This window comes from Streptomyces sp. NPDC059037 (genome assembly GCF_042740015.1).
GTDB lineage: Bacteria > Actinomycetota > Actinomycetes > Streptomycetales > Streptomycetaceae > Streptomyces.
The window spans coordinates 27,949-37,590 of record NZ_JBHYIG010000057.1; the positions used below are offsets into that span (position 1 = coordinate 27,949).

General features: G+C 70.1%; 8 protein-coding genes and 1 pseudogene. 4 read left to right on the forward strand and 5 right to left on the reverse strand.

Going from position 1 to position 9,642, the window contains the following annotated elements; all coding sequences use genetic code 11:
• Together ACFWY6_RS14835 and ACFWY6_RS14840 are read right to left on the reverse strand one after the other, a co-directional pair.
• A pseudogene (locus tag ACFWY6_RS14835) lies at window positions 1-841 on the reverse strand (hypothetical protein); the annotation flags it as partial.
• Window positions 842-985: 144 nt separating this feature from the next.
• The gene (locus ACFWY6_RS14840; RefSeq protein ID WP_384689461.1) at window positions 986-2,272 is read right to left on the reverse strand and encodes a hypothetical protein; all 1,287 of its coding nucleotides are present in this window, start codon (window positions 2,270-2,272) and stop codon (window positions 986-988) included.
• Between the two features lie 152 nt (window positions 2,273-2,424).
• Between ACFWY6_RS14840 and ACFWY6_RS14845 the strand changes: the two genes are divergently transcribed.
• Window positions 2,425-2,565 (forward strand): hypothetical protein, encoded by a 141-nt coding sequence (locus ACFWY6_RS14845; RefSeq protein ID WP_384689464.1) that lies wholly within the window; start codon window positions 2,425-2,427, stop codon window positions 2,563-2,565.
• Between the two features lie 59 nt (window positions 2,566-2,624).
• On the opposite strand, the gene ACFWY6_RS14850 is transcribed toward ACFWY6_RS14845, so the two are convergent.
• Complete coding sequence (locus ACFWY6_RS14850) at window positions 2,625-2,834, reverse strand: hypothetical protein (RefSeq protein ID WP_384689466.1); 210 nt, start codon at window positions 2,832-2,834, stop codon at window positions 2,625-2,627.
• 357 nt (window positions 2,835-3,191) lie between these two features.
• On the opposite strand from ACFWY6_RS14850, the gene ACFWY6_RS14855 reads away from it, so the two are divergent.
• Window positions 3,192-3,389, forward strand: a complete 198-nt coding sequence (locus ACFWY6_RS14855; RefSeq protein ID WP_384689468.1) for a hypothetical protein — start codon at window positions 3,192-3,194, stop codon at window positions 3,387-3,389.
• A gap of 160 nt (window positions 3,390-3,549) precedes the next feature.
• Here ACFWY6_RS14855 and ACFWY6_RS14860 read toward each other — a convergent pair whose 3' ends face one another.
• Window positions 3,550-5,898: a bifunctional SulP family inorganic anion transporter/carbonic anhydrase gene (locus tag ACFWY6_RS14860; RefSeq protein WP_384689471.1), complete on the reverse strand. Its 2,349-nt coding sequence runs from the start codon at window positions 5,896-5,898 to the stop codon at window positions 3,550-3,552.
• Between the two features lie 398 nt (window positions 5,899-6,296).
• Here ACFWY6_RS14860 and ACFWY6_RS14865 point away from each other — a divergent pair, with 398 nt between their 5' ends.
• Entirely contained in the window at window positions 6,297-7,577 is a 1,281-nt protein-coding gene (locus ACFWY6_RS14865; RefSeq protein WP_384689474.1) for a hypothetical protein, read from the forward strand.
• A gap of 41 nt (window positions 7,578-7,618) precedes the next feature.
• On the opposite strand, the gene ACFWY6_RS14870 is transcribed toward ACFWY6_RS14865, so the two are convergent.
• Entirely contained in the window at window positions 7,619-8,599 is a 981-nt protein-coding gene (locus ACFWY6_RS14870; protein ID WP_384689477.1) for an ATP-binding protein, read from the reverse strand.
• A 101-nt stretch (window positions 8,600-8,700) separates the two neighbouring features.
• On the opposite strand from ACFWY6_RS14870, the gene ACFWY6_RS14875 reads away from it, so the two are divergent.
• A complete protein-coding gene (locus tag ACFWY6_RS14875) occupies window positions 8,701-9,516 on the forward strand; it encodes an oxidoreductase (protein ID WP_384689480.1) in 816 nt (271 codons plus the stop codon).
• Window positions 9,517-9,642 lie beyond the last annotated feature (126 nt).

Genomic DNA, 9,642 nt, shown 5'->3' on the forward strand with positions numbered 1-9,642 from the left:
CTTCCTGCGCGCCGGGTTCCCGCACGGCTGCTTCCAGACGCGGGGCGGGGGCGCCGGGGGGGGGGGGGGGCGCCCGCGCCCCGCGCCGGGGGGCGCCGCGCCCCCCCCCCGCGACGGTGTAGCGGGTGGCTGCGATGACCGGCAGGAGGTCGCTGCCGACGTTGGGGTACTCCTCGATGCCGTCCGGGGTGAACTGCACGGACCAGGCGCCCATGCCCGCCACCGGGTCTGGGGTGGGGATGCGGGCGAGCGCGCCGCCGTAGGGCGTCCAGCCGACCAGGCCGGCGGGCACGTCCGCATTGGAGTTCAGCGGGAGCGCGGCCGTGGGCCATTGCGGGCCCTCGGTAACCCGTACGTCGAGCACGGTCGTGGCCTGGTCGAGGGCGGCGGCCAGTTCGGTGCCGTCGCTTCCGGCGACCGCGTACGCGACGTCGTCGAGGGTGGCGACCAGCCACGGCCCGCCGGGCGAGCACGTGAACGTGATCTCCCACGTGCGCACGCCGAGGGTCTCGGTGTAGCCCTCGACGAGCAGCTCGATGGTGCCGGGCGGGAGCCACGGCGGGGGGTTGAGGATGGCGGCGCGGTCGCCGACGTCGACCGTGGCGACGGCCTCGGTCAGGTGCGGCGCCTCGTGCAGGGCCACCGACACGGACGGGTAGCGCGCTTCGTCCCACGTGCCGCGGTGCAGTCCCCACCACGCGTAGGGCGAACACTGATCGTCGGAGTACAGGTTGAGGGTCCGACTGTCGGTGTAGCGGCCGATGCCGTCCGGCGGCGGAAGCACGGAGAGGGGGCCGCTCTCGCAGACGGCGCGTGCCGAGCTGCCGCCCGTGCGCTGCACCGTGACGTCGTTGCGTACCGCCTGGTCGTCGTCGACGGGTTCGAGCGGGGCGACGACCTCGCGTCCGGCGTAGTCGAGGGTGAGCGCGGGCGCCTGTGTGTAGAGGGTGGCGCGGGTGCGGTAGGCGAGCGCGAGGGCGTCGCGCTACTCGTGGAACATGCCGCCGTCGGCGTCCGCGGCATCCTGGAACAGGTCGAGCAGGGCGGCGACGGTTTGCGCGCCGAGCCGGGTTCCGGCGGCGTTGGGGCGGCCGGTGTAGGTGAACGGGATCTCTTCTTCGTCGGCGAGGCGACGGAGGCGGTTGGCGATGGTCTCGCCCGCCCACCCGATCATCGCGCGGCCGGTCCCGCTGTACGCGGCGGCGGCGTTGGCTAGGACGACATGCCCGAGGGCGATCTCGCCCGCCTTGCCGCCGCCCACTCCGATGTGGGTGATCCGGCCGACGGCGTTGGGGACGGTGTTGCCGCTCCGCTCCGGGGCGGGTCCGCCTTCGTAGGTGTAGGCGTCGATGTCGATGTAGTAGAGCCGCCAGTCGGTGAGAGTGCCGGTCTGTATGAGGTCAAGGCCGATGTTGACCTTCTTGCCGAGCAGGGAGTTCCCGCCCGCGGTCAGGTCGACGAAAAGCACGCCCAGGACGTTGCGGCCGTACATGCTCAGCCGCCCGTCGGGGCGCAGTGTGATGGTCCACCGCGAGATAAGCCCGGTGGTGGCGAAGCTGCACAGCACGGTCTCGGCTTCAGGCGCGGTATCCGGGAACGCGGCGAAGAACCGCAGGGCGTTTTCCCCGGTCGTGGGGTAGACGGGCACGGTGCCGGTAGCCGCGCCCTCGCCGAGGGTGGGCAGTGCGTCGGAGGCCAAGTGACCGGTGTAGGCGGCCGGTTTGATCCCGGTCATCGTGATGCGCATGGGAGCCGCACCGGGCAGCGCCGAAGCGAACTCGGTTGAGGCCGCGCCGTCCTCAAGCGGCCAGTACGCCACGATGGACGTGCGGGCGGGGTTGGAGATTTCGCGGCGCATCGCGGATTGCATCGGCGCCGCGCCCTGCCCGAGTCGGCGCAGGATGCCCGCGGCCGTCACGGACACCCGCACGTCGTACGGAGTGCCCCACTTCACGGGCCAGCCGGGCACTTCGCCCAGGAAGCGGACCAGACGCGGCCCGGCGGGGCCCAGCGGGGCGACGGAGACACGGACCGGGGTGTTGCGGCCGAGGCGCCCGTACAGGTCGGAGCGCGGGTTACGCGGGCTGTAGCGGCCACTGGTGTTGTCCAGGACGAACGAGCAGGTAGCCGCGTCGGTGTGGGTGCCCTCGTCGGGGCGCCCGCGCGTGATCGTGATCGGGTTTTCGGTGAACACGTCGCCGGTGATGTCGAGCCACGCGCCGCCGAGGTACAGCTCGACGCGGACGCCGAGCGGGTCGTCGGGGAATGCCACGAACGGGACCTCCTCTCAGATGTCGAAGGAGATCGGCCGTGTGGACGAAGATCAGGCTGCATTCGAGTTGATCAACCGCATGCGTACGGTCCCCGAGCCACGTCCCGAGAACGCATATGGGCGTCGGACGGACTATCTGAAGGAGAAACACGATGCGTATGCGTTCAGTGCTGGCGGCCGTCACCCTGGCGGCTGTTGCCCTCATGGGCGGGGCCACCACGGCGGCCGCCGACGCAAGAGACGACTTTGACGCTATTGGGATCTACCAGATCGCCTTCTCGCCGCTCTGGTAGGGGCCGTACCGCGCCGTGATGTCGGCACCTGATGTTGGCGGGCTCTGTGCCCGTCGCTATCAGGCGCCGAATGCGGTCTGTACCGAGCCGCGGCCGTCGACGCGGACCATGCGGCGGATGAGCCGCTTGAACTCGCCGTCGGCGCCGGTGATGTCCAGGACGATGCGCCCGCCACCTGCGCCCGCGGCGCTGGTGGCCGCGTTGGTCTTTGCGGCCATGGCGGCGGCCGTGGCCTGTCCGGGGGTGGGGGTGGTGACGAGGTTGCGCATGCTGCGATCGAGCAGCCGTGCTCGAACGCCTCGCAGAGTGGGCCGACGAGATCGAGGCCGAGGCCGCCAAACTCGCGGCCCGAAGAGACAGCAAACCCCAAGAAGCTGAAGGAGGAACCGACCACACCGGCCGCACGACTTGAGGCCGCACGCAAGCGGCTACGCGACAGGCTCACTGAGATTCAGAACGAACTCGACACGCAAACGAGCCTTGTCTCACGGGGCGTCATCCCCGAGGACAGTTACACCCGCGAGCGCGACCGGCTCACGACGGAGCAGAACTCCGTCACCGAAGAGCTAGCCGCGCTCGACACGAGAACGGACCAGACCGAGGCCACAAAGGCCGACTATCTGCCGGTGATCCGCGGCCTGATCGACCGCTGGACGATCACACCGGTCGACACCCGACGGGCCCTCCTGCGCACGCTGCTACGCGGCGTCTGGGCGTACCCGAAGATGAAGGACCCGGACGGCGAGGTCATCGTGCCGTACGCCGTCCCCGTGGCCGTCTGGGAAGAGCCCCCGGCCACGATCGGGCGACGAGCAGCGGCATAACCGCAGGTCACGCAACGAGCGTCCGTCCATTGCCTACTAGAGAAGGTTGGCCAGGCTTTCGTTGCTCACGACATCTCCCATTCCCAGGGTGTCCGTTGTGTCCCAAGCCACAGCTCATCAGACGTATACCCCTGGTGACAAGAGCCTGCCGAAAATTGGTTTAGACCTGTACTCGGGCAGATGGCTCATCCTCCTGGGCCGGTGTCACCTGGTCGAAGACCTCGTCCTGACCCTCGGTCAGCAGATAGGCCTGCGCCTCACCTACGTGGAAGTACATCCCGTGCAGTTCGAGCGCGCCCTCGGCCATCCGCCGGGCCACCGCCTCATGGCCGCGCAGATGCTCCAACTGCTGCACCACATTGGTCAGACAGAGCTGCTCGACCGCGTCCGCGGGCGCCCGCCCCGCAAGCCGGGCCCAGGCCTTGTCGGTGTCGTACGCCGCCATGCGCTCCAGGCTCGGCATCCCGTGCCGCAGCCACCGCCGCAGGGGCGTCTGGGCGCCGCCGGGCGGCGTGTTGAGCAGGGCCTGCATCGCCCCGCACCCGGAGTGCCCGCACACGGTGATGGACCGCACCTTCAGCACGTCCACGGCGTACTCGATCGCCGCGGCCACCGAGTCGTCCCCGCTCTCGGCACCCGGCAGCGGCACCAGATTGCCGACATTGCGTACGACGAAGAGGTCGCCGGGGCCGCTCGACGTGATCATCGATGTGACGAGCCGGGAGTCGGCACAGGTCAGGAAGAGCTGCGAGGGACGCTGCCCCTCACGCGCGAGGCGGGCCAGCTCGCCCCGCACATGCGGGGCCGTGTTCCGCTGGAACGCGCTGATGCCGCGCGCCAGTTGATGCCCGCTGGGCCGCCCGTCGCCCGGTGTCTCCTCGGGGCGGTCGCAGTGGTGGTTGCGCCAGGCCGTCCAGGGGCGGCAGCAGGAGTGCGACGTGCTCGCGGGCTCGGCGATCCGCGTCCCCGCGCGCCCGGTCACCTCGACTCTGCCGCCCTGCGCGGTATGCGCTTCCTGCCAGCACTGCAGCGCCTCGTACGCGGCATGGTCCATGAACGAGCCGTCCAACTCGACGATGGTGGCCGCCTCTTGGGGTACGAGATGCAGCGCCCTGCTGAGCCTCGGCACCGCGAGGAACGTCAGCTGTCCGCGCACACGGACGTGGTGGACGCCGTCCTCCTCGGCGTGTGTGATCCGGGTCCTGGCGAGGCGGTGCAGCGCGACGGTCACGGCGACGGCGACGCCGAGGGCCACGCCTTCGAGCACGCCCAGGAAGACCACGCCGAGTGTCGTGATCGCGTAGACGAGGATCTCGCGGTGGCGGGTGATGGTGCGGATGTGGTTCAGGCTCACCATCTGGATGCCGACGGCCATCACCAGGGCGGCGAGCGCGGCGAGCGGGATCAGCTCCAGGACGGGGACGAGCAGCAGGGCGGCTACTACTACCCAAACGCCGTGCAGCATCGTGGAGTTCCTGCTGGCGGCGCCCGCCCGCACATTGGCCACGCTGCGCACCGCGACCCCGGCGACCGGCAGCCCGCCGAGCGCGCCGGAGACGACATTGGCGGCGCCCTGCCCGAGCAGCTCCCGGTCGAGATCGGAGCGGCCGACGCGGGACTGCCCCGCGGCCCGCCGGGAAGTGAGCTTGTCCACGGCGACCGCGCCGAGCAGCGACTGCACCCCGCACACCAGCGTGACGGTGAGCACGGCGGCGACGATCCCGAGCACGGGGCCTTCCGGGAGCCCGGCCAGGGCGTGACTGCGCCACGACGGCAGGTCGACCTTGGCGAGGCTGAGTCCGGCGACACATGCGCAGGCGGTCGCCCCCGCGACGGCGACGAGCGGGGCCGGCGCGACGCGCAGAACTCTCCCCGGCCGTCCGGGGATCCGCGGCCAGGCCAGCAGGATCGCCAGTGTCAGAAGGCTGATCGACAGGTCGGCCAGGTGGAGATCGGCCAACTGGGCGGGCAGCGCACGGAGGTTGTCCGGCACGGAGCTCTGCGGGGTGCCGCCGAGCACGATGTGCAGCTGGGCGACGGCGATGGCGACACCGATGCCGGCGAGCATGCCGTGCACGATGGCGGGGCTGACGGCGAGCGCGGAGCGGGCCACGCGCAGGCAGCCGAGGCCGAGTTGGGCGCATCCGGCGAGGACGGTGATGGCGCAGGTGGTGCGCCATCCGTAGCGCTGGATGAGGTCGGCGGTGACGACCGTGAGGCCTGCGGCGGGGCCGCTCACCTGGAGCGGTGATCCGCCGAGCCGTCCGGCGACGAGTCCGCCGACGGCGGCGGCGACGAGCCCTGCCTGGAGCGGTGCTCCGGTGGCGAGCGCGATGCCGAGGGAGAGCGGCAGGGCGATCAGGAAGACGGCGATCGACGCGGAGAGGTCGGCGCCGGAGATGCGGAACTTGCGGAACCGGCTGTTCTTGCCGGACGGCGGGCCGTGGGGCTCGTGGTCGTGTGAGGCGTGAGTCGAGTCGGTGGCGTGGGCGGGGACAAAAGCGGTCATGGCTTCCCGTCTCCTCCGGGGCGGCGCGGTCGCGGGACAAGGGGGCCTCCGGCGGTCTCCGGAGGGCGGGGTCGCGGCCGTGGGTCACGGCGTTGCAGCGGCGGGATATCTCAACTCTCGGTAAACGAATCGTAATGGAGAGTAAAGGCCTTGGTTGGATAAATGGGTCAAATGGGGCATTGAATCACCCTGGCGAGTGAATAAAGCTATTCGTCGGCTTGTCGGAACCCGTCTCCCGTGCCCCCGTGCGACGTTGGCGACGTTGCAGGCATTTCATCGCATTTACTACTTAATGTCTGCGATGCCCCTTGTGGTGATCCCGCAGCGACCCCTGCGGTGCTCTCCGCAGACCCCTGCCCTGACTCGAAGCCGATGTGAAGGAAGAAGGTGGGCGGAAGATGGCCGCCACCCAGAGGATCCAGCGGATCGCCGCGGGCATCACCGCCCTCGTGGCATGCGTCGCGGCACTGGCCGGTTGCGCGGGCGGCGACGCCGGCGCCGAGAAGGGCGCACACGGCCCCGGAAAGGCGGCTCCCGCCCCGGCGCCCAAGAGTGCGGTCCGCATGATCGGCGACGGCTCCACCGCCTTCACCGGTCAGCAGCCGCACCTGCCGAGACCCGCACGCCTCAAGCCGGGCCAGAAGCCACCCCAGTTCGTGGTCTTCTCCTGGGACGGCGCGGGCGAGGACAGCCAGAAGCTGTTCTCGCACTTCCGCAAGGTCGCCAAGCGGAACAACGCGACGATGACGTACTTCCTCAGCGGCGTGTACATGCTCCCCGAAAAGAAGCGCAAGCTCTACAACCCGCCGCAACACCTGCCCGGCAGCTCGGACATCGGTTTCAACGACCGCAAGGGAATCAAGGACACCGTGGAGCAGCTCCGCGGCGCCTGGCTCGAGGGCAACGAGGTCGGCACGCACTTCAACGGCCACTTCTGCGGTACGAGCGGCGGCGTGGGCCAGTGGTCGGTCGCCGACTGGAAGTCGGAGATCGGCCAGGCCAAGTCCTTCGTCAAGGCCTGGAAGACCAACACGGGAATGAGGGGCGCTCAGCCGCTGCCCTTCGACTACGACAAGGAACTGATCGGCGCCCGCACGCCCTGCCTCGAAGGCCAGAAGAACTTCATGCGGGCGGCCCGCGATCTCGGCTTCCGCTATGACACCAGCGGCGTCAACAACCAGCTCTGGCCCAAGAAGAAGGAAGGTCTCTGGGACATGTCGATGCAGCTGGTCCCGGTCCCCGGCCGCAAGTTCGAGACGCTCACCATGGACTACAACTTCATGGTGAACCAGTCGGGTACGACGTCCCAGGGCGACCCGGACAAGCACGAGTACTGGGGCGACCAGATGCGCGACGGCCTGCTCCAGGGCTTCGACCGCGCCTACAAGGGCAACCGCGCCCCGCTGATCATCGGCAACCACTTCGAGTCCTGGAACGGCGGCACGTACATGCGCGCCATCGAGGAGACGATCGAGTCGGTCTGCACCAAGCCCGAAGTGCGCTGTGTCTCCTTCCGGCAGCTCGCCGACTGGCTCGACGCCCAGGATCCGCAGACCCTGGAGCGCCTCACCAAGCTGCCGGTCGCCACGGCCCCGAAGGGCGGCTGGGCGTCCTACCTCTCGGCCCAGCCGGCCCCGGCCCCGAAGGGCGTCCCGGGCGCCCCGGCGGTCAAGCCGTAGCGCCCACAGGTCAGTTCAAGCCGTGATGCCCACCGGGGTGCTCAGGCCGTAGCGGCCAGCCGCTCGCGCAGCACGAAGTCGGGGTCGACCTGGCCCGCCAGGTCGGCGCCCGTTCGTTCGTTGCCCCAGCTCTGTGCGTTCTTCAGGTGGAAGTGCACCATCTGGCGCGTGTAGCGCTCCCAGTCGCGGCGCTCGTACGAGGCGTCGGCGGCGGACTGAAGTGCTTGCAGGGCAAGGCGGTTGGTCGCCTCCAGGCGCTCGAACCGGGGCGGCCTGCCTTTCTCCATGGCGCGGACCCAGTCCGAGTGCCCGACCGTCACCAGGAGGTCGTCGCCCACCTGCTCACGCAGGAAGTCGATGTCGTCCGGGCCCTGCACCTTGTTGCCGACGACCCGGAGTGCGACCCCGAAGTCCCGCGCGTATTCCTTGTACTGGCGATAGACCGAGACGCCCTTCCGGGTCGGCTCGGCCACCAGGAACGTCATGTCGAAGCGGGTGAACATGCCGGAGGCGAAGGAGTCCGAACCGGCGGTCATGTCGACGACCGCGTACTCGTCGCGCCCGTCGACCAGGTGGTTCAGACACAGCTCCACCGCCCCCGTCTTGGAGTGGTAGCAGGCGACACCGAGGTCGGCTTCGGTGAACGGCCCTGTGACCATCAAACGCACGGCGGCGTCGTCGAGTTCCACCGTCCGCGCGCACGCGTCGTACACCGGGTTGTCCTCGCGCACCCGAAGCAGCCGCGAGCCCTCGCCGGGAGGCGTGGTCTTGATCATTGTCTCGGCGGAGGCGATCCGCGGGTTGGAGCCGCGCAGATAGTCCTTGATGAGCGGAAGGCGCGCCCCCATGGCGGGCAGCTCGGCGGCGACCGTGTCGTCGAGGCCGAGTGCGGGGCCCAGGTGCTGGTTGATGTCGGCGTCCACCGCGAGGACCGGTGCTCCGGTGGCGGCGAGGTGGCGGATGAAGAGCGAGGACAGCGTCGTCTTGCCGCTGCCGCCCTTCCCTACGAAAGCGATCTTCATGTTCACCAAGGGTAGCCGGATGATCACCTGACGTATCCATTCGGCGTGAAGAAGACCACTCCTTCGTGGGGGAAGCGCAGGGTGTGCGTAGGGTCGTACTCATGAGTACGACAGCTGATCCGCTCGCCGCTCTGGGCGCGCTGCCGGGAGTGAGCGACTCCGTGGACTCCGTGCGCAAGGCCGTGGACCGGGTCTACGGCCACCGGATCATGCGGCGCCGCAGCAACGAGGTCACGTCCGAGGCGGCCCTGCGCGGCGCGCGCGGCTCCGCGGCGCTCTCCGGCGCCGAGTGGGCGCTCGAAGAGGTCCGCCGGCGCAGCGACTTCAGCGGCGACGACGAGGCGCGCACGGTCGGCGCTGCCCTGCGGCTGACCGCGGAGGCGGGCCAACTCCTGTCCATCTGGCGGCAGTCGCCGCTGCGGGTCCTGGCGCGGCTGCACCTGGTCGCGGCGGCGGAGGCCGATGAGTCGGCGGGGCGGCCGCGCCTCGCGGGCGAGCCGGTCGACGAGCCCCTGGTCGAGCTGAACGTGCCGGACGCCGCGGAGGTGGCGGGGCGCCTGGAGGGGCTCTCGCAGCTGATCATCGCGGGAAGTTCCGCACCGGCCCTGGTGACGGCGGCCGTGGTGCACGGGGAGCTGCTCAGCCTGCGGCCCTTCGGCTCGCACAACGGCCTGGTCGCGCGCGCGGCCGAGCGCATCGTCCTGGTGGGCAGCGGCCTGGACCCGAAGTCCATCTGCCCGGCCGAGGCGGGGCACGCGGAACAGGGACGGGCGGCGTACGTGGCGGCGCTCGACGGCTATGCGTCCGGTACCCCGGAGGGGATGGCCGCCTGGATCGCCCACTGTGGGCGTGCGGTCGAACTGGGAGTCAGGGAGTCGACGGCGGTCTGCGAGGCGCTGCAGCGCGGCGCGGCGTAGAAGGACCCCGAACAGGGTTGCGGGGGGGGGGGGTGTGGGGACACGCCGCGCCAGGTTAACAGAGGTGAGAAAAGGAAACGCGAGTGGCCAAAAAAAGGGGGGCAAATAGACCCACCACGGTGGGCG

Excerpts from the sequence above, each read along its gene's own strand:
- ACFWY6_RS14845 (WP_384689464.1), top strand. The coding sequence starts at position 2,425 with ATGCGTATGCGTTCAGTGCTGGCGGCCGTCACCCTGGCGGCTGTTGCC.
- ACFWY6_RS14850 (WP_384689466.1), bottom strand. The coding sequence starts at position 2,834 with ATGCGCAACCTCGTCACCACCCCCACCCCCGGACAGGCCACGGCCGCC.
- ACFWY6_RS14860 (WP_384689471.1), bottom strand. The coding sequence starts at position 5,898 with ATGACCGCTTTTGTCCCCGCCCACGCCACCGACTCGACTCACGCCTCA.
- ACFWY6_RS14865 (WP_384689474.1), top strand. The coding sequence starts at position 6,297 with ATGGCCGCCACCCAGAGGATCCAGCGGATCGCCGCGGGCATCACCGCC.
- ACFWY6_RS14870 (WP_384689477.1), bottom strand. The coding sequence starts at position 8,599 with ATGAAGATCGCTTTCGTAGGGAAGGGCGGCAGCGGCAAGACGACGCTG.
- ACFWY6_RS14875 (WP_384689480.1), top strand. The coding sequence starts at position 8,701 with ATGAGTACGACAGCTGATCCGCTCGCCGCTCTGGGCGCGCTGCCGGGA.